Annotated in this window: 17 protein-coding genes; 5 read left to right on the top strand and 12 right to left on the bottom strand. The window is 59.2% G+C overall.

Annotated features, from left to right (window positions below):
- Positions 1-204 precede the first annotated feature (204 nt).
- Genes AC3WMT_RS29860 through AC3WMT_RS29870 form a run of 3 tightly spaced genes read left to right on the top strand, consistent with a single transcriptional unit; the run spans position 205 to position 5,929 of the window.
- A complete protein-coding gene (locus AC3WMT_RS29860; RefSeq protein WP_103307255.1) occupies positions 205-4,977 on the top strand; it encodes an RHS repeat-associated core domain-containing protein in 4,773 nt (1,590 codons plus the stop codon).
- On the top strand, positions 4,974-5,339 hold the full coding sequence (locus AC3WMT_RS29865) for a hypothetical protein (RefSeq protein WP_103307254.1): 366 nt from the start codon (positions 4,974-4,976) through the stop codon (positions 5,337-5,339). The genes AC3WMT_RS29860 and AC3WMT_RS29865 overlap by 4 nt, the downstream gene beginning before the upstream one ends.
- Complete coding sequence (locus AC3WMT_RS29870; RefSeq protein ID WP_103307253.1) at positions 5,339-5,929, top strand: hypothetical protein; 591 nt, start codon at positions 5,339-5,341, stop codon at positions 5,927-5,929. Before AC3WMT_RS29865 ends, AC3WMT_RS29870 begins: the two co-directional genes overlap by 1 nt.
- A gap of 55 nt (positions 5,930-5,984) precedes the next feature.
- Here AC3WMT_RS29870 and AC3WMT_RS29875 read toward each other — a convergent pair whose 3' ends face one another.
- Together AC3WMT_RS29875 and AC3WMT_RS29880 are read right to left on the bottom strand one after the other, a co-directional pair.
- Complete coding sequence (locus tag AC3WMT_RS29875) at positions 5,985-7,775, bottom strand: bifunctional diguanylate cyclase/phosphodiesterase (protein WP_103307252.1); 1,791 nt, start codon at positions 7,773-7,775, stop codon at positions 5,985-5,987.
- A gap of 134 nt (positions 7,776-7,909) precedes the next feature.
- Entirely contained in the window at positions 7,910-9,994 is a 2,085-nt protein-coding gene (locus tag AC3WMT_RS29880; protein WP_177431476.1) for a carboxy terminal-processing peptidase, read from the bottom strand.
- Positions 9,995-10,132: 138 nt separating this feature from the next.
- On the opposite strand from AC3WMT_RS29880, the gene AC3WMT_RS29885 reads away from it, so the two are divergent.
- A complete protein-coding gene (locus tag AC3WMT_RS29885) occupies positions 10,133-11,095 on the top strand; it encodes a zinc-binding dehydrogenase (protein ID WP_103307250.1) in 963 nt (320 codons plus the stop codon).
- A 113-nt stretch (positions 11,096-11,208) separates the two neighbouring features.
- Here the strand turns inward: AC3WMT_RS29885 and AC3WMT_RS29890 are convergent, their stop codons facing one another.
- From AC3WMT_RS29890 to AC3WMT_RS29915, 6 genes are all read right to left on the bottom strand, one after another.
- A complete protein-coding gene (locus AC3WMT_RS29890) occupies positions 11,209-11,862 on the bottom strand; it encodes an HAD family hydrolase (protein WP_103307249.1) in 654 nt (217 codons plus the stop codon).
- A gap of 34 nt (positions 11,863-11,896) precedes the next feature.
- Complete coding sequence (locus AC3WMT_RS29895; RefSeq protein WP_103307248.1) at positions 11,897-12,886, bottom strand: ABC transporter ATP-binding protein; 990 nt, start codon at positions 12,884-12,886, stop codon at positions 11,897-11,899.
- Positions 12,883-13,683 carry an ABC transporter permease gene (locus AC3WMT_RS29900; protein ID WP_103307247.1) on the bottom strand — a complete coding sequence of 267 codons (801 nt, stop codon included), beginning with the start codon at positions 13,681-13,683 and terminating at the stop codon, positions 12,883-12,885. The genes AC3WMT_RS29895 and AC3WMT_RS29900 overlap by 4 nt, the downstream gene beginning before the upstream one ends.
- Positions 13,670-14,506, bottom strand: a complete 837-nt coding sequence (locus tag AC3WMT_RS29905) for an ABC transporter permease (protein ID WP_177431477.1) — start codon at positions 14,504-14,506, stop codon at positions 13,670-13,672. Before AC3WMT_RS29905 ends, AC3WMT_RS29900 begins: the two co-directional genes overlap by 14 nt.
- 5 nt (positions 14,507-14,511) lie before the next feature.
- Positions 14,512-15,318 carry an alkaline phosphatase family protein gene (locus AC3WMT_RS29910; protein WP_103307245.1) on the bottom strand — a complete coding sequence of 269 codons (807 nt, stop codon included), beginning with the start codon at positions 15,316-15,318 and terminating at the stop codon, positions 14,512-14,514.
- A 181-nt stretch (positions 15,319-15,499) separates the two neighbouring features.
- Positions 15,500-16,567: an ABC transporter substrate-binding protein gene (locus tag AC3WMT_RS29915; protein ID WP_103307244.1), complete on the bottom strand. Its 1,068-nt coding sequence runs from the start codon at positions 16,565-16,567 to the stop codon at positions 15,500-15,502.
- Positions 16,568-16,918: 351 nt separating this feature from the next.
- On the opposite strand from AC3WMT_RS29915, the gene AC3WMT_RS29920 reads away from it, so the two are divergent.
- Positions 16,919-17,632, top strand: a complete 714-nt coding sequence (locus AC3WMT_RS29920; RefSeq protein ID WP_103307243.1) for a UTRA domain-containing protein — start codon at positions 16,919-16,921, stop codon at positions 17,630-17,632.
- Between the two features lie 551 nt (positions 17,633-18,183).
- Here AC3WMT_RS29920 and AC3WMT_RS29925 read toward each other — a convergent pair.
- The 4 genes from AC3WMT_RS29925 to AC3WMT_RS29940 all read right to left on the bottom strand — a co-directional run bounded on the left by AC3WMT_RS29925 (position 18,184) and on the right by AC3WMT_RS29940 (position 23,519).
- Positions 18,184-19,518, bottom strand: coding sequence for an amidohydrolase (locus AC3WMT_RS29925; RefSeq protein ID WP_492578060.1), 1,335 nt, complete (start codon positions 19,516-19,518; stop codon positions 18,184-18,186).
- A 66-nt stretch (positions 19,519-19,584) separates the two neighbouring features.
- Positions 19,585-21,738, bottom strand: coding sequence for a mechanosensitive ion channel family protein (locus AC3WMT_RS29930; RefSeq protein WP_103307241.1), 2,154 nt, complete (start codon positions 21,736-21,738; stop codon positions 19,585-19,587).
- Positions 21,739-21,815: 77 nt separating this feature from the next.
- Positions 21,816-21,992 (bottom strand): hypothetical protein, encoded by a 177-nt coding sequence (locus tag AC3WMT_RS29935; protein WP_177431475.1) that lies wholly within the window; start codon positions 21,990-21,992, stop codon positions 21,816-21,818.
- Between the two features lie 237 nt (positions 21,993-22,229).
- Positions 22,230-23,519, bottom strand: coding sequence for a M18 family aminopeptidase (locus AC3WMT_RS29940; protein ID WP_103307240.1), 1,290 nt, complete (start codon positions 23,517-23,519; stop codon positions 22,230-22,232).
- Between the last annotated feature and the right edge of the window lie 139 nt (positions 23,520-23,658).

A 23,658-nucleotide genomic window follows, 5' to 3' on the forward strand; every position in this document is an offset into this window, starting at 1 on the left:
AGGGAAACCTCACGCCACGTTTGCGTTTATGCCGGTCTGTTTATTTTTTTTGATGTTTTACAGACTAGTCCTACATCCATTGCCTACTTGCCTGACTTCTTTCCTGATTGATCCCCCGCACAGTTCCCGCGCCTAATTTTTGCGCGAGGGAACGTTCATGCTCGACCCGGTCATTCAGTCCACTCCGTACGCCAGCGTACGTTGATGGAAGCCATCACCCGTATCGAGCAAGAGCTCGACAGCTTCCCCGACACCCTCAGCCTCTACCGCGAACAGCTCAAACATTGGGCCAGCCGTACAGCCGATACCGTCAGCCACGCCGCCGATCTGCCGTCGCTGATGGGCATGGAGCGGTTGATCCGCTTCGGTGAAAACACTAGCGCCGTCAGCAGTAGCGACGACCAGTTTTTCTCCCGCGTCGTCCAGTGCCCGAAGGGCGGATTGATGCAGATCGAGAGCAAGTTCGAATCGGTCTATGACATCCCGCTGGGCAACATCGTGGTTGATGTCGTGGCGGTAGATGGTGGCAAAACAGTACCCGTGACCCTTGATGCCCAAGGCCAGGGCGAATTTCGCGGCGAAGAGGGCAAGTTCTATCGGGTGCATGTGCACAGCGCTGTCACCCCGAAACAAGTTGAAGATCTTTTCGAATCCTACGATGGCCTGACCGTTGAGCTGGATGATTGGTTGCGCAGCGAGTGGCAGGGATTCAAGCCGCAGTGGTCGCAGTCGGTGGCGACGGCGGCGGGCAACGGCATGCTCGCCGGCAGTTGGGCGGCGATCGAAGGGGTGTGGGACAGCATTGGGATGCTGTCGGACATTCTCAAGGATCCGGGCGCTTTTGTGGAGCGATTGGGCAGTGGCGCGGCGGATCTGATCGATCTGGCTGCGAACGCTCCCGAGCTCATGGAAAAGCTGCAGTTGCTGGTCAGTGACGAGGCCGCGCTGTGTTTGCTGTTGCGTACGGCCAGCCTTTGGCTGGAGATGCTGCCGCCCAGTGAGGTCTTCGGCAAAACCGCTGAAGCGGTGTCGCTGGTCATCGTGCAATTGTTGATTGATGTGCTGATTGCCGTTGTTCTGACGTTTGCCAGTGGCGGCGCGGGCATCGCTTATCTGACGCTGCGTATGGCGGATCGCGCGGTTCAACTGCTGTCGGCGGTGATGCGGTTGGTGAAGGCGTTGTTCGGCATCGTCAGTGGCTTCATCAAGTACGTTGATAAATACAAGACCGTCGCCGCGCGCGGGATTGCGGCCAGTGTGAAAAAAGGCCGGATGCAATTGCGCTGGAATGCCAAGCGCAACGCTTTGCTGAAGAAAAACGAACACCACGACGACGCGCCGGATCAGGCGAAAAACCCCAACGGTGACAGCGCCGATTGTGTGCCAGGTACGTGCACCAACGGCTGCCCGGTGTCGATGGTCACTGGCGAGGAACTGCTGACCCTGACCGATGGCGTGCTGGATGGGGTGCTGCCGTTCGAGTTCACCCGTTTGTATCGCACCAGTGCCGCCGAGATTGATGTCGGGCTAGGGTTTGGCTGGAGTCACTCGCTGGCCCATCGGCTGGAGTTTGATGGCGATTTTGTGGTCTGGGTTGACCATGAGAACCGCCGTACGCGGTTTCCGTTGCCGGGTGTCGAGCGGCCGGCGATTCACAACAGTTTGTCGCGGGCGGCGATTTTCCTCGGGGATGAGCCGGAGGAGTTGATCCTCGCGCTGGCGGGGGACGCGGCGCGGTTTTATCACTTTCGGGCTGGAAGGCTGGCGGCGGTCAGTGATGGGTATGGCAACCGTCTGCGTATTAGTCGGGATCGTCAGGATCGTGTTCAGCGGCTGGATAACGGGGCTGGGCGGGCGTTGTTGTTGCGCTACGATCGGGCTCATCTGGTTGCGGTGGATTACCAGCGCTTTGATCCGACGCAGAATCTTGCTGAGCCTTGGCACACCGAGCAGACCCTCGTCAGTTACGGCTATGACGCCTATCAGCACCTGATCGAAGCGCGTAACGCCGTCGGCGACAGCGAGCGTTACGACTACGACGATCAGCACGTCATTCTGCAGCGCCAGTTGACCGGTGGCGCGAGCTTCTTCTGGGAGTGGGAGCGCGCTGGCAAGGCTGCCCGCTGCGTGCGGCACTGGGCCTCGTTCTCGCAGATGGACACCCGTTACGTCTGGGACGACGACGGCAGCGTGGCGGTGCATTACGTCGATGGCACCGAAGAAACCTACGTCCACGACGACCGTGCACGCCTGGTGCGCAAGGTCGAAGCCGACGGCGGCGAGCACCTCAAGGCTTACGACGACGCGGGACGTTTGATCGCCGAGCAGGATCCTTTAGGCGCCGTTACCGAATACCGCTACGACGACGTCGGACGGCTGATCGCGCTGCTTCCGCCGGACGATGAGCCGACGTCCTACGAGTACCGCAACGGTTTCCTGCACAGCCGCTGCCGTGGCGAAGCGGTGTGGACCTACCGGCGCAATGCCCAGGGCGATGTCACCGAAGCGGTCGATCCCGACGGGCAGGTCAGCCATTACCACTACGACGCTCGCGGGCAGTTGTTGTCGATCCGTTATCCGGACACCAGTCGGCATGTTTTCGTCTGGAACACGCTCGGTCAATTGACGGAAGAAACCCTGCCCGATGGCGGCGTGCGGCGTTTTTCCTACGACGCGCTGGGGCGGCGGACGACCACTGTTGATGAACACGGCGCGATCACGCGGCAGCACTGGGACGCCGTCGGCCGACTGATCCAGACGACATCTCCTAGAGGTTCCACCCGTGCCTACAGCTACGGCGCTTATGGTCAGGTCACCGCCGAACGCGACGAACTCGGGCGCATCACCCGCTACGAGTATGACGATGACCTGCACCTGGTCTCGCGCAAGATCAACCCCGACGGCACGCGCGTGCAGTATCGCTACGACCATGCGCAGCTGTTGCTCACCGAGATCGAAAACGAGTCCGGCGAAAAGTACCAACTGGACTACACGCCGACCGGACTGATCCGACAGGAAACCGGCTTCGACGGCCAGCGCACGGCCTACGCCTACGACCTCAATGGCCACCTGCTGGAAAAGACCGAGTTTGGCGACGACGGCTCTGTTTTGCTCACCGCTTACGAGCGCGATGCCGCCGGGCGCCTGCTGATCAAGACCTTGCCGGACGGGGTCAAGGTCGAATACCGCTACGACCGACTCGGCCGACTGACCGGCGTCGACGACGGCCAGAAGCACCCGCTGGCCTTTGAATACGACCTGCAGGATCGGCTGATCACCGAGCATCAGGGCTGGGGCACCTTGCGTTACAGCTACGACGCCTGCGGCCAGCTCAAACGCCAGCGTCTGCCGGACAACAGCAAGCTCGACTACCACTACGCCAAGGGCGGCGCGCTCACCGCAATCCACCTCAACGGCGCGCCCCTGACTTCGCATCGCTATGAGTCCGGTCGTGAACAACAGCGCAAACAAGGCCTGCTGCTCAGCAAATATGCCTACGACGATCAGGGCCGCTTGCTCGCCCACGCCGTAGGCCATGAGCACGCTTCGCTGTACCGCCGCGATTATGCCTACAGCGCCAACGGCAACCTGGAGCACATCGCCGACACCCGCCACGGCCAGCGCACCTACGGCTACGACGCCCTCGACCGCCTGATCCGCGTGCGTCACTCACGCGACGAACTGCCGGAATCCTTCGCCCACGATCCGGCTGGCAACCTGCTGATGCAGGACCGTCCCGGCCCGACACAGATCAAGGGCAACCGCTTGCTGCTGCAGGGCGATCGCCACTACGACTACGACGCCTTCGGCAACCTGATCCGCGAACGCCGCGGCACCGCGCAGAAACTCGTCACCGAATACAGCTACGACTGCCAGCATCGCCTCATCGGCCTGACCCGCCCCGACGGCAAAACCGCGTCCTACCAATACGACGCCTTCGGCCGGCGCATCAGCAAGACCGTCGACGGCACCACCACCGAGTTCTTCTGGCAAGGCGACCACCTCGTCGCCGAAAGCAGCAAGACCCACCACCGCAGCTACGTCTACGAACCCGGCACCTTCCGCCCGCTCGCGCTGCTCGACGGCAAAGGCCCGAAACGCGCCTGCCCGTTCTACTACCAACTCGACCATCTCGGCACCCCGCAGGAACTCACCGACTACAGCGGCGAAATCGTCTGGTCGGCGCAATACGACGCCTACGGCAAAGTCGCCGCGATCACCTTGGCCGGCGAGGAATACCTGGACCAGCCACTGCGCTTCCAAGGGCAGTATTTCGATGGGGAAAGCGGGCTGCACTACAACCGCCATCGGTATTACGACCCGAGGTTGGGACGGTATCTGACGCCGGATCCGATCAAGTTGGCCGGTGGGTTGAATCAGTACCAGTACGTGCCGAACCCGACGGGGTGGGTGGATCCGTTGGGGTTGACGTCCAACTGCCCGCCGCCGAATAAGCCGGGTTGTGAGGTGCCCGGAGGTAAGGTTGATGACGGTGAGCCAGCGCTGCCGAAGATGACGGCGCAGGAGCGGCGGGCGAGGATTGATGAGTTGGCGGAGGCGAATGCTTATCGACGTTTGGATGAAATGGAAAAAAACACGAGAGACGCACACTTCTTAGAGAAACATGGCAAACAGACTACGCTGGCTTCTCAGCGGGAACGTTCAATTACAGGACGAAACCCAACTACTGGAAACATTGAGGTCTACACCAACGGTAGAAGAGCAGGACAGCCCAAGATACCGAGTGCGGCCACTCATTTTTTTAGTTATCGAGACCAACTGAATGCCATACATCGTGCGCAACTTATTTTTAGGAGAAATGGGCAAATGGCGTCGAGGGAGCCGATGAATATGGGCAAAATTATTGGTGAGGGCTATAAGAGAGGGGGCGTAGATTATGGGCAACAAACACATGCAATAGTAATCCTTGATAGAGCAGGTAAGCCGATAACTTCTTATGCGGAATTTATGCCATGAAACGTAAGCCTGAATATTTTGTCTTGCGTAGTCTGCTTTTTCTATTTGATATAGATAATACTCACGACGACGCACGTGAAAAAATCATTGTTTCAAAGGATGTTAATGATAAAGAGGAGCTTGCTGAGCTTTTTGATATTCTTATGAAGCCTGAGTTTCTTTCTTATAGTGAGCGTGAGCGCGAGTGGTGTATCGAAACGTTAATATACTATTTGGAAATTGATGATAATTTTGATGCGATCTTCACAAAAATCACAACATACTTCGATGACGATGTAGAGGATCAGCGCCAATTCATGCAGGTTTTACTTGAATGCTTAGCGAGATATCAGCATGAACATTTAAAGGATGATAAAGCTTGATGATTGAGGTCATTGAGGTCATTGAGGTCATTGAGGTCATTGAGGACATTGAGGTCATTGAGGGTAGGTGGTCATTCGACGATTTTAAGCGATGGACTCGCGGAGAGTCAGATGCTGAGCTGTTTGGTGACCAGTACCGTGAGGATCCTGAGGCAGTGGAACAGAATATTTTCGGCGAATGCGGAGACGCAGGTTTACTGGAGTTAATCTCAAATCCAGATTGCAGGGAGCGTTTGTATTTTGCAAGTCTTCTAGTTCTTAGTCTTTGTAATGTCTTTAGGTCGGGTCGAAGTTTGCCTTTTCATTTTTCCAGATTTCTTGGTCTTGAAAATCGCGAGGTATATTTTGAGAACGTGGTGGTAGATGCAGTGAGGGTGTACGAAAAGTGTGAAGTGATTAATTCTATGAGTAACTCCAATGATCCGGCTATAACGTCATTTTATAAGCAAGTAATGGATTTTCGACATGACGAGGTCAGTCTTGTGAGTGACTTCTATCTTGATTGCACAGCGCGATTTGATTTGAAACTGTTTGATGATTCTCGAGGCGGTTTTCAAAAAATTGTCAGTAGCGATATAAAGGCTGTTTGAACAGCCCCCTTCGCGGGCAAGCCCGCTCCCAAAGGAATTTTTGGTGTTTGGGGCATCAGCGTTGGCCGATTAGTTGCGGTTTATGCAGTTCAGGGGCAGTGAGGCTATCAAGCAAATGCACGCTATACCCCGGAACATTCTTCGCATGATGCTTCGCTTGCGAAGCCATCTCCGCCAGTTGGCTTGCGTCGAGTTGTGCGCAGGCTTCGGGATGCAGGTGGACGACGCCGATAGACAGTGACAGCAGCGGAAATTCCTGCCGCACCCCTTGGCGATTCGGCGCAATGAAGCAACCTGCTTCAAGATGTTCGGGGCGGTAAAAGCGGCGGCATTGGCTTTGGAAGTCATCAAGCAACTGGTTGAGGCGTTTGCGCCAGTCCTCGGGGCCGAGAACGAGTAGGAAGTCATCGCCGCCGATGTGGCCGACGAAGTCGCGCGACGGGTCGACGCGTTCGTTGAGGCATTGCGCCAGGCACAGCAGGACTTCGTCGCCGCGGCCGTAGCCGTAGATGTCGTTGAAGGGTTTGAAGCTGTCGATGTCGACGTAGCAGATGATCGATTCGCGGCCCTGTTGCAACAGGCGGGTCAGGCATTGCTGAATGGGCACGTTGCCCGGTAGCAGGGTCAGTGGGTTGGCATAACGGGCCTGCTGGATTTTCAGTTCGGTGATCAGTTTGAGTACGTCGATCACGCGCCCGAGGCCGAGGTAGCTGCCGTTGAGGGTGATGATGAAGTCTTCTTCGATGCGCTGGCGGGCGCGGCTGGTGATCAGGCGGCTGACCTGCTGTAGCGACTGGCTCATTTCCACGGCGAGGAAGTCGTCGTTCATCAAGCGGCTGATGGGTTTGCGGGCGAACAGGTCGGTGGCGAAGGGTTTGAGCAGGGCATCCGATAGGGAGTGGCGGTGAACGATGCCGCATGGCTGGCCTTGTTCGTCGAGGACGGCCAGTGAGTTGAGGTTGGCCTGGCGGCGGAAGGCTTCCAGCACAGTGGCGGTCGGCGTGTCGCGATGCACGGCGGGTTGGTCATTGAGCAGGGCGCTGAGGTCGCTGCCTTCATCGTTCAGTGCTACCGCGCTGCTGTCGTGTTTCGGCATCAAGGCCCGGGCGTCGCGGGGCGGATGTTCTTGCGGTCGGCCGAGCAGGTAACCCTGTACCAGATCGACACCCATCTCGGTCAGCACCGCCAACTCTTCCGGCAATTCGATACCTTCGGCAATGACTTGCGCCCGCGAGGCCTTGGCGATTTGCAGGATCGATCCAACAAACTCCCGCTTCAACGCATCCTGATGAATGCCGTCGATGAAGTGCCGGTCGATCTTCACGTAATCCGGACGCAGTTCCGACCACAGGCGCAGGCTGGAATACCCGGCACCGAGGTCATCCAGCGCAATCGAGAAGCCCATGGCTCGATAGTGATGCAGTGCAGTTTGCAGCAATTGGAAGTCGTCGATCGGCGTCTGTTCGGTCAGTTCGATGACTACCTGGCTCGGCGGAATGCCGAAGTCCTGCAGCAATTGCAACGTACGCCCCGGTTGGTGCGCAGCTTCGAGCAAGGACTCCGGCGAGACGTTGAGAAACAGCTTCCCCGGCAGTTGCTGCTCGTTGAAACGGCGACAAGCGCTCTGCCGGCAGGCGATTTCCAGTTCACTCAAACGGCCGGCCTGACGCGCTACGGCGAACAATGCGATGGGTGAATGAAGAGGGCTATTGGACGGGCCACGGGTGAGGGCTTCGTAACCGAGGATGCGTCGTTCGGAGAGACAGATGATTGGCTGGAACAGGCTGTGTAATCCGCTTTGAGTCAGGATCGAGCTCAAGGCACTCAGCTGTTCGGTCGTGGTCATGGCAATCTCTGGCGATAAAAAAAGGACTGGGAGCGCTCTCGATGAAGAGAGTGGCTCCCAGTCCTTTATTGCACGACAGAATGATGACTGTTTGATGACGATCCGGGGATCGTCAGCATTAAATTGCCATCACTTTACTTCTTGGCCACCTGGTTGCTCAACTTCAGGTAATCCAGCAGCACGCGCCCGGTTTCGCTCAAGTAGGCATCGTCTTCTGGTTTGACCTTGTCCGGCTCGGCGGCGGCGAGGGCGTCTTCGTCTTCTTTCTTCAGCTCTTTGAGCGGCTCTTCGCCTTTGGCCTTGCGACGTATGTTTTCCATCGTCAGCTGTTTGGCGTCGATGTCGGCGTGCTGGGCACGACGATCGGCCTCGTTGAGGCTGACGGTTTTTTCTTCCATCAGTTTTTGCGCCAGCGCCAGCTTGTCACGGATGAAGACGAACTCGGCATCCTTGGCGGTGCGCGTGTCGTGCTCGGACTTGAGCTGGGCCAGGAACGGTTTGAACGGATCGGCTGCCGGTTTGATCGCCGCGCGGATGGTGTCCCACGGCATGGCTTCCGGCAGGGCACTCTCGCCGATTTCCTTGGTGTCGATCAGCGACGGGTAGTCGATGTCCGGCAGGACGCCCTGATGCTGGGTGCTCTGACCGGAGACCCGGTAGAACTTGGCCAGGGTCAGTTTCAGTTCGCCATGGTTCAGCGGCTGAATGGTCTGCACGGTGCCTTTACCGAAGGTCTGGCCACCGATGATCAGCGCGCGGTGATAGTCCTGCATGGCGCCGGCGAAGATCTCCGAAGCCGAGGCAGACAGGCGGTTGACCAGCAGCGCCATCGGGCCTTTGTAGAACGCACCCGGGTTTTCATCTTCCAGCACATCGACACGGCCATCGGCGTTACGCACGAGGACGGTCGGGCCCTTGTCGATGAACAGGCTGGTCAGTTCGGTGGCTTCCTGCAAGGAGCCGCCGCCATTGTTGCGCAGGTCGATGACCACGCCGTCGACCTTGTCTTTCTGCAGTTCGGTCAGCAGTTTCTTGACGTCGCGGGTGGTGCTCTTGTAGTCCGGATCACCGGCACGGAACGCCTTGAAGTCGAGGTAGAAGGCCGGGATCTCGATGACGCCGAGTTTGTAGTCCTTGCCGTCCTGTTTCAGGTTGAGGATGGACTTCTTCACGGCCTGGTCTTCGAGCTTCACCGCTTCACGGGTGATCGGCACGATCTTGGTGGTCTGGTCGTTCGGCGCGTTGCTCGCCGGAATCACTTCCAGACGTACGACGGTACCCTTCGGACCACGGATCAGCTTGACCACTTCGTCCAGACGCCAGCCAACCACGTCGACCATCTCTTTGTTGCCTTGGGCAACACCGATGATCTTGTCGGCCGGAGCGACTTGCTTGGTCTTGTCAGCCGGGCCTGCCGGCACCAGACGCACGACTTTCACCTGGTCGTTGTCGCTCTGCAACACGGCGCCGATGCCCTCGAGGGACAGGCTCATGTTGATGTCGAAGTTTTCCGCGTTATCCGGCGACAGATAGTTGGTGTGCGGATCGTAAGACATGGCGAAGGTGTTGATGTACGCCTGGAAGATGTCTTCCGGACGGGTCTGGTCGAGGCGCGACAACTGGTTCTTGTAACGCTTGGTCAGGGTTTCCTGGATCTGCTTCGGCTCTTTGCCGGCGATCTTCATCCGCAGCACTTCGTCCTTGACGCGTTTGCGCCATAGGTCGTCGAGTTCAGCGGTGGATTTGAGCCAAGGAGCGTCCTTGCGATCGATCAGCAAGGTTTCCCTGGTGGTGAAGTCCATCTTGTCGACGCCTTTGTTCAGCTCGGCAAGGGCGAAGTCCAGACGCGCCTTGACGCGGTCCAGATAGCGCTTGTAGATGGTGAACCCGGCGTTGAGGTCGCCGCTTTTGAGAAAGTCGTCAAACTGGGTTTTCCACTTGTCGAATTCGGCGATGTCGCTGGCCATGAAGTAGCTGCGCGACGGGTCCAGCAGCTTGAGGTAGCTGTCGTAGATGATCACCGAGCGCGCATCGTCGAGTGGCGGCTTGCTGTAGTGGTGACGCTTGAGCAACTCGACGACGTTCAGGCTGGCGATGACTTCATCGCGATCAGGCTGCAACTTGTCCCAGCTGTTGGCTGCGAATGTGGTGCCCGACACCGGCAACAGGCCGATACCGATAAAAAGAGCGAGGGCGGTGCTGGGGAGCAAATGCTTCATGCTGATTCGACGCGGGGACAATTGATAACGCATATTAGGCCGTCTTTGAAGTCGCCGGTTCTACGAGAGCCGGTCGCATAATGCAAAAAGCCCGGCGCTACAGCTTCGGGCTCAGTCCAGACTCACTATGGAGGCACTGTGAAGGCATTGCAAGGCGTGGAAGGTCAAGTGGCATGGGTTGAAGAGCCGAGTCCTACGTGTGATGTAGGACAAGTCCGCATTCGAGTGGCGGCAGCCGGCCTCAATCGCGCTGATTTATTACAGAAGGCAGGGCTTTATCCGCCCCCGCCCGGCGCCAGCCAAGTGCTCGGTCTTGAGTGTTCCGGGGTGATCAGCGAGGTCGGTGCTGGCAGTTCGTGGCAGGTGGGCGACCGGGTCTGCGCCTTGCTGGCCGGGGGCGGCATGGCCGAAGAGGTGGTGGTCGACGGACGGCACGTGCTGCCGGTGCCCGAAGGTGTATCGCTGATCGAAGCGGCGGCATTACCCGAGGTTTACGCAACAGTCTGGCTGAATGTGTTTCAACTTGCGGCACTCAAACCCGGTGAGAAAGTTCTCCTGCACGCCGGGGCAAGTGGAATCGGTTCAGCCGCCATTCAGTTGTGCAAGGCGTTCGGCAACCCATGTTGGGTCAGCGTCGGGTCAACCGAGCGTTTGGCTTACTGTGAAGCGCTGGGAGCCCAGGGCGGGGTGGTGCGTACCGATGACCTGGAAAGCCTGCGCGACTTCGGGCCGTTTGATGTGATTCTCGATCCGGTCGGTGGCAGTTATTCGCCGCTCAATCTCAAGCTGATGGCGCTGGATGGACGTTGGGTGTTGATCGGTTTGATGGGCGGCCGCGAGGCCAAGCTGGATCTGGCGCAGGTGCTGGCCAAGCGTGTGCAATTGCTGGGTTCGACGCTGCGCAGTCGTGACGATCAGTTCAAGGCCGATCTGTTCAGTGATCTGAGCCAGCATGTGTGGCCGTTGTTTGCCGAAGGACGGTTGAGTCCGCAGTTGGCCAAGGCTTTTGCGGTGAAAGACGCCGAGGCGGCGTTTGCCGAGCTGGCGAGCAATACGGTTTCGGGGAAACTGGTGTTGGTGATTGACGACAGCCTGAGCTGAGAACGCAAACCCTGTAGGAGTGAGCCTGCTCGCGATGGCGGTCTGTCAGTCAGCATTGATGTTGGCTGACAGATCGCCATCGCGAGCAGGCTCACTCCTACATTTGATCTCCGTTATTTCCAGAGATGAATTGGCCAGCCGGACTTCTCGGCGTGCTCAAGCAGCACCGGATCCGGATTCACCACATGCGGGAAATCCACCTTCAGCAACAACGGCAGATCATTGCGCGAGTCGGAATAGAAACTCGCGCCTTCCAGGTTTTCTTCCTCGGCATCCAGCCATTCCAGCAACCGGGTAATCTTGCCTTCGCGATAGGTCAGGGTGCCCACGGTGTGGCCGCTGTACACGCCATGCGCGACTTCCAGTTCGATGCCCAGCACCTCGTCGATGCCCAGGCGATCGGCAATCGGTTTGACCAGATGTGTACCCGACGCCGAGATCACCAGAATCCGGTCGCCGGCCTTGCGGTGGGCGGCGATGGTTTTGGTCGCGTCGCTGAAGATGATCGGCTCGATGAAGTCTTCGACCCACGGGCCGACAAGGTGCTCGACCTCTTGCGGCGTGCGGCCGATCAAGGGTTCGAGGCTGAACTCCATGTAGTCTTCCATGCGCAATTTGCCATGGCTGTAGGCGTCCATCAGCTCATTGTTCTTGCGCATGAACGACTCGGGATCGACCCAGCCCAGGCGCCCCATCTGCTCGCTCCAGAGGGTGGCGCAGTCGCCGTGGATCAGGGTTTCGTCCAGATCAAAAATTGCCAGGGCCATCAGTGCAGTTCTCTCTTCAACGTCAGCAAAGTCATCAGGCTACCTCACACAGGGCCGTCGGATCGATGGAAAGTGCCAGGCGCTGACCGTCGGGATGCAGATCGGCGGCCGAGCGGTTGAGCACATCCACCACCAGTTCCACGCCGCGCGCTTCGACGCGATAACGGATAACGTTGCCGAGCAGGCTGTGGCTGCGGATCTGTGCGTCGAGTTCGCCGTTGAGGCTCAGTTCGATGGCTTCCGGGCGAATGGCAATGCGGTGACTGATCGGGCGCTGCAACAGCTTCGACGCGTCGTCGGCATCGAGCAGGTTGTAGTTGCCGATGAAGCCGGCGGCGAACACGTCGACCGGCGCGGTGTACAGGGTTTCGGCATCGCCACTTTGCACGATCTTCCCCTGATTCATCAGGAAGATCCGGTCGGACATGGTCAATGCTTCTTCCTGATCGTGGGTGACGAAGATTGTGGTCAGGCCGAGTTCGCGCTGGATCTGACGGATCTGTTCACGCAGGTGTTTGCGGATTCGTGCATCCAGTGCTGACAGCGGTTCATCCAGCAGTAGCAAACGCGGGCGAGTGACCAGCGAGCGGGCGAGGGCAACGCGTTGGCATTGGCCGCCAGAAAGTTGATGCGGATAGCGGCTGGCGAAGTCGTTCAGTTCAACCAGTTTCAACACTTCGGCAACGCGCTTTTGGCTGTCGTCGGCGTTGACCTTTTGCATGCGCAAACCGAAGGCGACGTTCTGTTCCACGGTCATGTTCGGGAACAGTGCATAGCTCTGGAACACCATGCCAATGCCGCGTTTCTGCGGACTCAACGGCACGATGTCGACACCGTCGAGCAGGATCTTGCCGCCATCGACCGGCGTCAGGCCGGCGATGCAGCGCAGCAGGGTGGATTTGCCACAGCCGGACGGGCCGAGCAGGGTGACGAATTCGCCCTTGTTGATTTCGCAGTTGATGTCGCTGAACACCGTGGTGCCCGCGTAGTTTTTCTGCAGATGTTGGACGCTGACATAGCTCATTCGCTTTTGTCCTTGTTCAAGATGTTGGCGATCCAGGTCAGGACCAGCACGAAAAAGAAATACGAGATGACCAGCGCACTGGTGAAATGCCCGCTGCTATTGCGCATGTTGTTCAGGTAAACCTGCAGGGTTTCGTAGCGGGTGCCGACGAGGATGTTGGCGAAGACGAACTCACCGAACAGGAACGAGAACGACAGCAGCAGCGCGACCATCAGGCCTTTACGTAAATTCGGCAGCACCACCAGAAACGCCGCTTGAAAGGTGCTGGCGCCGAGCAGTTGCGCGGCGTCCATCAGGTCGCGCAGGTTGATCGCTTGCAGGTTGTTGGTGATCGCCCGGTACATGAACGGTAGCGCCACGGTGAAGTAGCAACCGATCAGAATCCAAGGCGTACCGACCATCGCCATCGGCCCGGAACCATACAGTTGCAACAGGCCCACCGACGACACCACTGGTGGCACCGCGAAGGGCAGCAGGATCAGGATGTTCATCAGCGCATCGAGTTTCGGGAAGTGGTAATGCACCACGAACAGCAGCGGCAGGATCAGCACCACCGACAGCACCAGCGCGCCGACGCAAACGAGCAGCGACTGGCCAAAGGCGTGGAGAAAGCGCGGGTCGCTCCACAACTGGATGTACCACTTGAAGGTGAAGCCGCTGGGCAGAATGGTCGCCGACCAACTGCTGGCGATCGAATAGACCAGCGTGCCGGCCAGTGGCAACAGGAGGATGGCGAACAGCAGGTAGACCACGACGCGGTGGTAGACACCGGCCGGGCCGGATTCAGCGCGAGACATGGTAGCTCCTCTTCAACAGCAGTTGATGCACAACCGTCACGATGGTCATCAGCGCCACCAGTACCACGGCCAGCGCACTGGCCAGATTCGGATCGAGGGAAATATCCCCGGAGACCATTGCCGCAATGCGGATCGGTAGCACGTTGAAGTTGCCGGTGGTCAGCGCGTACACCGTGGCGTAGGCGCCGAGGGCGTTGGCCAGCAGGATCACGAAGGTGCCGAGCAATGCCGGGGTCAACACCGGCAGGCCGATGTGTCGCCAGAACTGCCAGCCATTGGCGCCGAGCAGCGCTGCGGACTCGCGCCAGTCTTCACGCAAGGCATCGAAGGCGGGGTAGAGCAGCAGCACGCCGAGGGGAATCTGGAAGTAGGTGTAGAGAATGATCAGGCCGGTTTTCGAGTACAGGTTGAAGTCCTGAATGATCCCGGCCTGCTTGAGCATGATGGTGAAGCTGCCGTTGAAACCGAGCAGGATGATGAACGCGAAGGCCAAAGGCACGCCGGCAAAGTTGCTGGTCATGTTGGCGAAGGCATTGACGAAATTGCGCAGTTTGGAGTCGACCCGGCGCAGCGAATACGCACCGAGCACGGCGATGATGATGCCGAACACGCTCGACCAGAAACTGATCTCCAGGCTGTACTGGATCGCTTGCAGATAGAACTTCGAGCTAAAGATCCTGGTGAAGTTTTCCAGTCCCCAACCGAATTCCTCCGATTGCAGGCTGTTGATCATCACCCAGATCAGCGGAGCGATTTCGAAGACGATAAAGAACAGGGCGAAGGGCACCAGACACAGGGCCGCCAGCCATTTGCCGCGAGTCATGGCATTCACTTGAGCAACTCCCGGCACACAGGTTTGTCGTGGGGTACGCCGAGCAGTTCGCAGACCGTGCCGCAAATTTCCGTCTGTTTCGGTGTGGCGTTTGCGTCGAGGCTGAAGGCGTCACCGAGGACGAACAACGGCACCTGACGTTCTTCGGGAAGCAGGCCGTTGTGCGAGCGGTCGTTGTTCATGCCGTGGTCGGCAGTCACCAGCACCTGATAACCGGCGTCGAGCCAGCCCTGTACATAGTCGGCGAGATAAATGTCGGCAAAACGTGCGCTGTTGCGGTATTGCGCGGTGTCGAGGCCGTGCTTGTGGCCGGCGTCGTCGATGTTCATCGGGTGGATCAGCAGGAAGTCCGGCGCGTGGCGCAGGCGCAGGTGTTCCGCGTCGGCGAACAGGTGCGAATCCGGGTAATGATCCTGCCAGTAGAAATGGCCGTGCTGGATCGGCAGCGTCGGATCGTCGGTGTGACGGTCGCGGGCGGCCACGAACGGCGAGCGGTTGTACAACTCGCTGACCCAGTGATACGCGGCAGCGGCGGTTTTCAGCCCAGCGTCGCGCGCGTAGTGATAGATGCTGCGCTGGTTGGACAGGCGCGAGACGTTGTTGTGGACGATGCCGCTGTCAATCGGCGGCACGCCGGTGAGGATGCATTCGTAAAGCGGTCGGGACAGGGCCGGCAACTCGCACTCCAACTGGTAGAGCGCGGCGCGTCCTGCGCCAACGTAAGCCTGCAGATGCCCCATGGCGTGACGCGCGACTTCATAGTTGAGGCCGTCGAGCACGACAAGGATGACGTTGTGCTTCATAGGGGCAAAAACTCCGCGAAACAATAAATCGGAAAACTCGAAATCGACACGGATCCTGTGGGAGCGGGCTTGCCCGCGATGGCGTCATGTCATTCAACCGATGTGTTGAATTTGAAATTGCCATCGCGGGCAAGCCCGCTCCCACAGGGTTTTGCGTCAGACCCATTGGGGATCTACAGGGTTACTTCATCTCTACGATGACTTCTTCGTTCCACTTCTGCGGCAGGGCCTTGGAAGTTTTTTCCCACGCATCGGCGTCTTTGATCGGCGTGACCTTTTTGTACTGCTCGTTCGGCAGCAGCTTGGCTTTCACGTCTTCCGGCAGTTGCAGGTGCTCGGCGCGGATCGGACGGGCGTTGCCGCGGGCGAGGTTGGTCTGGCCGGCGTCGCTGAAGATGTATTCGCGGGTCAGCTTGGCGGCGTTAGGGTTTTTCGCGTATTTGTTGATGATCGTGGTGTAGCCGGAAATCACCGAACCGTCGGACGGAATCAGCACCACGTAGTCATCCGGGTTGGCCATCTTGGCCTTGTAGCTCAGGCCGTTGAAGTCCCAGACCACACCGACTTCGATCTCGCCTTTTTCCATGGTGGCGATGGTCGGGTTGGCCATCGACAGGCGACCTTGCTTGGCGATGTCGGCGAACAGCAGCAGCGCAGGCTGGATGTTTTTCTCGTCGCCACCGTTGGCCAGTGCAGCGGCGAGTACACCGTTGGCGGCTTGTGCGGCGGTGCTCACGTCACCAATGGAGACCTTGTATTTGCCGCCCTTGAGGTCAGCCCATTTGGTCGGTACCTCGGAACCGTGCAGCAGTTTTTTGTTGACGATGAAGGCGATGGTACCGGTGTAGGCCAGCGCCCAGTTGCCGTCCTTGTCCTTGGCCCAGTCCGGGACTTGATCCCAGGTGCTTGGCTTGTACGGCTGCACCACGCCTTGCTTGACCGCGATCGGGCCGAAGGCTGCACCGACGTCGCCGATGTCGGCGCTGGCGTTGTCTTTTTCGGCAGCGAACTTGGCGATTTCCTGAGCCGAGCTCATGTCGGTGTCGATGTGTTTCAGGCCATAGGTCTTGGCCAGGTCTTCCCAGGTGCCTTTCCAGTTGGCCCAGTCATCGGGCATGCCGACACTGTTGACGGCGCCTTCCGCTTTCGCAGCGGCTTCGAGGGTTTTCAGATCGGTGCCTGCCGCCATGGCGGAGGTGCACATTGCAATGGTCGAGCCTAACAGTGTTGCCAGGAAAAGCTGTTTCATTCCGAAGCTCCTTGGTCGTGTTCAACGCTGCGATTGCGGTTTGTGTTGGTCTAGGTCAGCAATACCTGAGCCAATTTAAGGGGGCTGGATGACACTTTGATGTCGGCGGTCGCCGGACAAGCCTTTTATTTGCCCGGTTTCGACGGCTGCCCGCTAAGCGTAGACCATGCTCAAAGCCCCGGAGAGCAAGGGACTTGGCCGATGTATTGCAAGTCGTTTAGCCGACCGTTCAGCAGGTTTGTCATCTCTCGGTCATCTGCACTGCCTAGGCTTGCAACACACGAATGCGGTGAGATCGCCGTGCGGTTTTGCCCCGAAACAGTGCTGGTCTAGTCCAGATAGGTAACGTTGATGCGCGATGAGGCAACAAAAGCGGTGACAGCGATTGGCCAGGTGTTGCAGGAGCAACTTGACCACGGGCTATTGGCGCCCGGCAGCAAGTTGCCGGCCGAGCGCAAGCTCAGTGAGTTGTTCGGCACGACGCGGATTACTGTGCGCGAGGCGTTGTTGCAACTGGAGGCGCAAGGGCAGATTTATCGTGAGGAGCGGCGGGGCTGGTTCGTTTCGCCGCCGCGTCTGGCTTATAACTTGATGCAGCGCAGTCACTTTCACGCGATGGTCAGTGCGCAGGGGCGGGTCCCGTCGACCGAGGTGATTTCGGCTCGACTGCAACCGGCGTCGGCGGCGGTCTGTGCCTGGCTGCAGTTGCCGGCACTGTCGAGTGTGATTCAGATTTGTCGGTCGCGGCGGATTGATGGGCGGCTGGTGCTTTATGTGGAGCATTATCTGAATCCGCAGTTTTTTCCGGGAATTCTGGATTTTGATTTGAATCAGTCGATTACCGAGTTGTATGCGCGGCATTACGATTTGCACTACGGGCGGGTGCGCTTTGAGATTGTGCCTACGTCGTTGTCGGTGGATGCGGCGGCGGCTTTACGGGTGTCGGTGGGGAGTCCGGGGTTGCGGATTGCTCGGGTCAATTATGATCAGCATGAGCGGTTGATTGATTGTGATCTGGAGTTTTGGCGGCATGATGCGATTCACGTTGGGGTTGATGTGGTTTGATCGTTTTTGGGGGCATATCCGTTGCTTCGGGTGTTGCTGATTAGGGTTCCGCCCTTACGGCGGGTCACTTTGGCAAACGCCCCAAAGTAACCAAAGGTCTGTGCCCTGACGTTCGGCCCTCGCTGTGGCTCGGGTTCCTTCGCTGCGGGATTGATCCGGGGGGGCATCGCCTCCGGTTTGCTGCGCTGCACCTCCTCTCGATGTGCTTGGCTTCGCCAAGCGGTCGCTGCGCTCCCACCCCCGGATCAATCCCTCCGCTCAGCCTGCCGATGGGCGCTCTAGATCAAAAGCGGTACTCGAGCTAACGCTCATTGTGTTGAGTGGGGCGGCATGCGCCGCGTTTCGGGTGTACTCATTTTCTTGTGGGAGCTGGCTTGCCAGCGATGGCGGCCTGACAGCCGACCTGTTTCTTGCGGATGTACTCGATCCCTTGTAGGAGTGAGCCTGCTCGCGATGGCGGCCTGAGAGCCGACCAATTTCTGGCAGACTGCACACGGTCCAAATGTGGGAGCGAGCTTGCTCGCGAAGGCACTCCCACAGTCACCCCCTCTCTACTTACCCGCCCCCGCATTGGCATACAAAAAATCCGTCGCCAGCGACGCCAATGTCCTCACGCCCACCACCAACGCCGACTCATCCACAAAGAACCCCGGATTATGATTCGGTGCTGCCTTGCTCATGTCCTGATCCCGTGGCGTCACGCCCAGAAACACAAACAACCCCGGCACTTCCTTGGCATAGAACGAAAAGTCTTCCGCGCCCCCCACCAGCGGTGCATTCACCACATCATCCTTGGCTGCCCACTTCAACGTCGGCAGCATTTTTTCGGTCAGGGCCGGGTTGTTAATCGTGGGGTCGTATTTTTCGATGATGGTGACATCAGCTTTCGCGCCGCCGCTCTCGGCGATTTTCTCGACGGTCTGGCGCACGTCCGCATGCAGTTTCTGGCGAATGCCGTAGTCGTAAGAGCGGATGGTGCCGGTCATGTCGACGGATTCGGGAATGATGTTGTAGCGGGTGCCGCCGTTGATGGTGCCGATGCTGACCACTGAGGGGTAAGACGAGATGTCGGTACGACGGCTGACCACGGTTTGCAGGCCGACGATGGTTTGGGCGCCGACGGTGATCGGGTCGATGCCGTCCCAGGGACGGCCGGCGTGGGTTTGTTTGCCGAGGATTTTGATGCGCAGGTCGTCGGAGCTGGCGAGGGTGGCGCCGGGGCGGTAGGCGATCTGGCCGGCGGGGATGCCGGCCCAGACGTGCAGGCCGAAGACAGCGTCGGGTTTGGGTGATTTCATTACGCCTTCTTCGACCATCATTTTCGCGCCCCAGGTGTTTTTGCCGTCGGGGATGAAGTCGCTAGGGCCTTCTTCGGCGGGCTGGAAATAGAACACCACGGTGCCGGGCAGGGTGTCGCGCATGCCGCTGAGGATTTTTGCCGTGCTGAGCAGGATGGCGGTGTGGGCGTCGTGGCCGCAGGCGTGCATGACATCTACCTCTTTGTCGAGGTAGGTGCCTTTGGCTTTCGAGGCGAACGGCAGGTCGGAAACTTCCTTGACCGGCAGGGCGTCCATGTCGGCGCGCAGGGCTACGGTCGGGCCGGGCAGGGCGCCTTTGAGGACGGCGACCACGCCGGTGCGGGCGACGCCGGTTTTGACTTCCAGGCCCATGGCTTTCAGTTGTTTGGCGACCAGTTCCGACGTGCGTTTTTCGCTGTTGCCGAGTTCCGGGTGGGCGTGGATGTCGCGGCGGGTTTCCAGCAGTTCGGGTTCAAGCTGTTTGGCTTGCGCGGCGATCTGTTCGCGGGTGCTGTCCATTGTCGCCGCGACGGCGTTACTGGCGATCAGAGTGAGCAGAAGGGCTTGGGCAATGCTTGTCAGCTGCATCGGGTTTCTCCATGGTTATTGTTTTTCTGGCTTCCCTGCCTGTGACCCGAACGTCCTGCCTAAGTGCTATTCCTTCGGCTGGCCACCACCGGCAGTGATCACTTGCACACTCATTCTCGGCGTCGCCAGATCCAGCCCTGCCTCGTCCAGATGCCGTTTGAGCGACAGGTTGAAGGCCCGGGAAACTTCCCATTGTTTGATCGGCGCGGTCTTGAAGCGGGCGCGCAGAATCGCGCTGCCGGACTCGAAACTCTCGACACCCTGAATCTCCAGCGGCGACCAGATGTTGCGCCGTTGCAGTGGATCGGTGCGCATCTTCTGGCCGACTTCGCGCATCAGTTTGATCGCGTCGTCGATTTCCATGTTGTATGGCACAGCTACGCGGAAGATCGCGTAGCCGAATTCCCGCGAGTAGTTCTTGATGCTTTTGATTTCGCTGAACGGGATCGTGTGGACGATGCCGTCGATGTCGCGCAGGCGCACGGTACGAATGGTCAGGCCTTCGACGGTGCCGAGGTGGCCGCCGACGTCGACGTAATCATCGATGGCCAGCGAGTCTTCGATGATGATGAACAGGCCGGTGATCAGGTCCGCGACCAGTGACTGCGCGCCGAAACCGATCGCCAGACCGATGACACCGGCACCGGCCAGCAGTGGCGTGACGTTCATGCCCATGTTCGCCAGGGCGACGATCAGCGCAATGATGAAAATCGCCACGAACAGCACGTTGCGGATCAGCGGCATCATCGTCTGCGCGCGTGCGTTGGCCAGGCCTTTGCGCGAGCGGGTGAGGGCGTGATGCACAGCGGTGTCGGCGAGGATCCAGATCAGCCAGGAGAAGATCAGTGTGCCGATCAGGCTGAACAGTTTGACGCTGACGTCATGCCCTTCGCCTTCGGCAAAACCGATCAGCGACTGGCCCCACACCCGCAGGCCGAGTTCGATGAACACCAGCCACACCAGCAGGTGCGCGAGTGTGTAAAAGAAGCTTTTCAGGCGCTCGGAGTAGAGCGCGTGGCGTTTCGCTCCGCGTTGCGGTTTGAGCGAATGCCGGCGTACCAATCCATTGATCACCATGCACAACACCAGCAGCACGGTGCAGATCAGCGACTGGCGCAGCGCGGTGCTGGTGTCGCCGGCGGAAACAAACGTGGCGAACAGCGAAATGCCGACCAGTACCAGCGCCGGCACGTACCAGAAGGTCCCGAGGATTTCGATGGTGTCGCTGAGGGCGCGGCGGGTCAGACGCCGGGATAGCGGCTGATTGCGGATCAGGTGCGCGATCGGCCGGCGGAAACGCAGGATGAACAGCCCGGTTGACAGCGCGGCGAGGACATTGGCGACAGTCGCCGCCGTGTGTGCCAAGTGCACGCCGAGGCTCTCGATCAGACGCGGGTCGTTCAGCGCTTCACCAAAAGCGGCGAAGCTACCGATCAGCCACAACGGTCGGAACGCCTGATGGCGCAGGATATAGAGCGCGCGATGGCGGTGCGGGCCGTCGAGCAGGGAGAATGCGATCACGCAGATCGCCGAGAAACAGGTGCCGACCACCAGCGCATAGGCCAGCACCATCGCCAGGCTTTTGCCCAGTGACGAGGGAAGGGCGTAGCTCATGTAAACGGTTATCACCAAGGCGATCAGCCACGGCCCGAGTTTGCGCAAGGCGAAGCGCAGCATATCGAGAGCCTTGGGGTGTTGCGGCAGTTCTTCGGTGAGACCAAAGCGCATGCGCACCCGGTGGCCGAGCCAGATCAGCGCGGCGGCGAGCAGGCTCCAGACCATCAGAATCACCGCGAAGCCGAAGATGATCGGCAGCCATTCACTGGCCGGGAGCAGCATGGCTTTCAGCTCATCTTTGGCCAGATCGAACTCGTTGGACCAGCGATTGAGCGGGCTGTCGGCGCCGGAGAATTGTTTTTCGAAACTGGCCAGCGTGCCGCCGATCAGGCCGAGAACGCCTTCTTCCGGTGAGGCCTGGGCCTTTTTCGTGGCGTCGCGCAGCTTTTTCAGATCGGTCAGCAACTGCGCACGTTGCTTGTCGTTTTCCAGCGACTTGATGACTTCATCGAGGGATTGCCCCAGCGGTTCCTGGGCTTCGGGCTGCGTCTTGGTGGTGTTGAGCAGGCCCGGCAGACCGACCGCGTGGGCAGGCGCCACGGGCAGCAGCGTCATCAGGCAGATGAGGAACAGGCAGGGTAGAGCAAACAGACGAGCAAACACTAGGCGGTCAACCTCGCAAGGGGCGGATTCGCTGGAGTGTACGAGCCCGCCTGATTCAATGCGAGCCGGGCGCGGATTTATTCGTTGAGTTTGGCGAGGATCTTGTAGACCACGGTGGCGAGGATCATCAGCATGCCGATCCACATGGCGAACACCCCGGCGTTCTTGTCGCGGAAGTTGAAGCCGATGGCCAGCAGGATCATTCCGCACAGGATCGGAATGAGCATGGCGTGGAAGGAGGACATCGAGATCATGGTGACTGCCTTGTCGGGAGGGATGATTCAAGTCTAGGTCGGTTTCTGACGCGGGTGGTGATGTGTGTCAGCAATGAACCGCTCTTTGCTCGATGTTGTGGCGAGGGAGCTTGCTCCCGCTCGGCGGCGCTGCCGTCGTAAATTCTGAGCACACGATCATGCTGACTCTACGCGTGCTCAGGTTTTGGGGCCGCTTCGCAACCCGGCGGGAGCAAGCTCCCTCGCCACAAATACTGCTTACGGCAATTCGCGGCAGGCGTAGAACGCGCTCAGCACTTTCACCAGGTGCGCCAGGTCATGGCTGCCGCACAACTCGCGAATCGAGTGCATGGCGAAGGTCGGCAGACCGATATCGACGGTGCGCACACCCAGATGGCTGGCGGTGATCGGGCCGATGGTCGAGCCGCAGCCCATGTCACTGCGTACCACGAAGCTTTGCACCGGCACTTCTTCGGCCATGCACAGATGACGGAAGAACCCGGCGGTTTCGCTGTTGGTGGCGTAGCGCTGGTTGCTGTTGACCTTGATCACCGGACCGGCATTGAGTTTCGGGCCGTGGTTGGCGTCGTGTTTCTCGGCATAGTTCGGGTGTACGCCGTGGGCGTTGTCGGCCGAAATCAGCAGGGATTTCTGGATGGTGCGGACGAACTCGTCACCTTCCGGCAGCAGGCGGCGCAGGGTCTGTTCGAGCATCGGGCCGTCGGCACCGCAGGCCGAGCAGGAGCCGACTTCTTCGTGATCGTTGCACACCAGCACGCAGGTTTCGTCGGTCTCGGCAGTGAGTAAGGCTTGCAGGCCGGCGTAGCACGACAACAGGTTGTCGAGACGCGCGCCAGCGATGAAGTCGCCGTTCAGGCCAATCACTGCAGCACTTTGCGTGTCGTAGAAACTCAGCTCGTAATCGAGCACGACGTCGGCGTTCAAGCCATGTTCGCGGGCCAGTTGATCGGTGAGTACGGCGCGGAAGTCGACGCGCTCGTCACCGGCAAATTGCGCGAGAATCGGCGGCAGTTCGGTCTGCGCGTTGATTGCCCAGCCTTGATTGGCTTCACGGTTGAGGTGAATGGCCAGGTTCGGAATGATCGCGATCGGCGCCTTGAAGTCGATCAACTGGCTTTCGACCTTGCCGTCGCGGCGGAAGGTCACGCGGCCGGCCAGCGAAAGATCGCGGTCGAACCACGGGGCCAACAGCGCACCGCCGTAGACTTCGACGCCCAGTTGCCAGAAGCCCTGACGCTGCAGCTCCGGTTGCGGCTTGACCCGCAGGCACGGGCTGTCGGTGTGCGCGCCCACCAGGCGGATACCGCCGTGCAGTGGCGAAGTGCGGCCCATTTTGATCGCGACGATCGAGGAGTCGTTACGGGTGACGTAATAGCGGCCGTTAGGCTCGGTGGTCCATGGCTCGCGCTCGTCGAGGCGCACGAAACCGGCGGCCTCCAGACGTTGAACAAGGCTGGCAGTGGCGTGGAACGGGGTAGGGGAGGCCTTGAGAAAGTCGATCAGGCCTTGGTTCAACTCTTCGCGCATAAGAAACTCCAGACAGCAATGGGCGGGAGTTTAACGCATCGGCCGGGGAATTGAATCTGCACCGGATCCCTGTAGGAGTGAGCCTGCTCGCGATAGCGGTGTGTCATTCAAATAATTCTGGTCTGACACACCGCTATCG

The organism is Pseudomonas sp. FW305-7 (genome assembly GCF_058786735.1).